1 rRNA gene is annotated in these 2,311 nt (G+C 48.3%); it reads left to right on the forward strand.

Annotated elements, in window-relative coordinates:
• Positions 1-637 precede the first annotated feature (637 nt).
• Positions 638-2,177, forward strand: a 16S ribosomal RNA gene (locus ACH4S8_RS45075).
• Positions 2,178-2,311 lie beyond the last annotated feature (134 nt).

The following is a 2,311-nucleotide window of genomic DNA, read 5'->3' on the forward strand; positions in this document are numbered from 1 at the left end:
AATTCCATAATTCATCTCAAATCTTATTTCTTGGATATCTATATTACGTGAGTAAAGGACAAATTGCTTCTGAAATAGTCAATCATCGGGTGCAATTTAGCTTATAACTTCTTTTTTGGCTAAAAAAAACGCGAACGAAAAAAAAATGCAAAAAAGGGGTTGCCAGATTTTTCTGACTCCCTATAATGCGCATCCACTGACTGGGAACAAGACAACGCAAAGCGCGGTGAACACTGAAACGGCAGCGAGAGATTCTGAAAAGAAAAAGCAAAAAATTGCTTGACTCTCACGGAGGAAAACGTATTATACGCCTCCTCGCAGCAACGACCCAGAAGGTCAAATTTCAATATGAAATGCTGCAACGCTCTTTAACAATTTATCAGACAATCTGTGTGGGCACTCACAGGACACTATCAAAAAAATATTTGATTTTAAGTCTTGAAGAGTGACTAACACGTTAATTCATATATATGAAATAAGGTAGTAACGCTTATTTTGGAAGGATAACGCGAAGGCAAGCAGAGATAACCCGAGACAGTACTTAGGTACGGCGAGGGTAAGCGATGCGAAGCCGACAAAGTTAGCCGAACAAAAGAACGTTACGGTCAGTAAGACATTCTTTGAGCATCAAGCTTTTTAATTGAAGAGTTTGATCATGGCTCAGATTGAACGCTGGCGGCAGGCCTAACACATGCAAGTCGAGCGGTAACAGGGGAAGCTTGCTTCTCGCTGACGAGCGGCGGACGGGTGAGTAATGTATGGGGATCTGCCCGATAGAGGGGGATAACTACTGGAAACGGTAGCTAATACCGCATAATCTCTAAGGAGCAAAGCAGGGGAACTTCGGTCCTTGCGCTATCGGATGAACCCATATGGGATTAGCTAGTAGGTGAGGTAATGGCTCACCTAGGCGACGATCCCTAGCTGGTCTGAGAGGATGATCAGCCACACTGGGACTGAGACACGGCCCAGACTCCTACGGGAGGCAGCAGTGGGGAATATTGCACAATGGGCGCAAGCCTGATGCAGCCATGCCGCGTGTATGAAGAAGGCCCTAGGGTTGTAAAGTACTTTCAGTCGGGAGGAAGGCGTTGATGCTAATATCATCAACGATTGACGTTACCGACAGAAGAAGCACCGGCTAACTCCGTGCCAGCAGCCGCGGTAATACGGAGGGTGCAAGCGTTAATCGGAATTACTGGGCGTAAAGCGCACGCAGGCGGTTGATTAAGTTAGATGTGAAATCCCCGGGCTTAACCTGGGAATGGCATCTAAGACTGGTCAGCTAGAGTCTTGTAGAGGGGGGTAGAATTCCATGTGTAGCGGTGAAATGCGTAGAGATGTGGAGGAATACCGGTGGCGAAGGCGGCCCCCTGGACAAAGACTGACGCTCAGGTGCGAAAGCGTGGGGAGCAAACAGGATTAGATACCCTGGTAGTCCACGCTGTAAACGATGTCGATTTGAAGGTTGTTCCCTTGAGGAGTGGCTTTCGGAGCTAACGCGTTAAATCGACCGCCTGGGGAGTACGGCCGCAAGGTTAAAACTCAAATGAATTGACGGGGGCCCGCACAAGCGGTGGAGCATGTGGTTTAATTCGATGCAACGCGAAGAACCTTACCTACTCTTGACATCCAGAGAACTTAGCAGAGATGCTTTGGTGCCTTCGGGAACTCTGAGACAGGTGCTGCATGGCTGTCGTCAGCTCGTGTTGTGAAATGTTGGGTTAAGTCCCGCAACGAGCGCAACCCTTATCCTTTGTTGCCAGCGATTCGGTCGGGAACTCAAAGGAGACTGCCGGTGATAAACCGGAGGAAGGTGGGGATGACGTCAAGTCATCATGGCCCTTACGAGTAGGGCTACACACGTGCTACAATGGCGTATACAAAGAGAAGCGACCTCGCGAGAGCAAGCGGAACTCATAAAGTACGTCGTAGTCCGGATTGGAGTCTGCAACTCGACTCCATGAAGTCGGAATCGCTAGTAATCGTAGATCAGAATGCTACGGTGAATACGTTCCCGGGCCTTGTACACACCGCCCGTCACACCATGGGAGTGGGTTGCAAAAGAAGTAGGTAGCTTAACCTTCGGGAGGGCGCTTACCACTTTGTGATTCATGACTGGGGTGAAGTCGTAACAAGGTAACCGTAGGGGAACCTGCGGTTGGATCACCTCCTTACCATTGAAGTGTTTTTGTGAAGTGCTCACACAGATTGTCTGATAGAAAGTAGAGCAATAGGCTATACGTGGGAGACTTATTCGCAAGAATAGGGCTTACATGAAAAGCGCAAAAAGTTTTTGTGATTTTCGTGT

This window comes from Streptomyces sp. NPDC021080, from assembly GCF_044333225.1.
GTDB lineage: Bacteria > Actinomycetota > Actinomycetes > Streptomycetales > Streptomycetaceae > Streptomyces.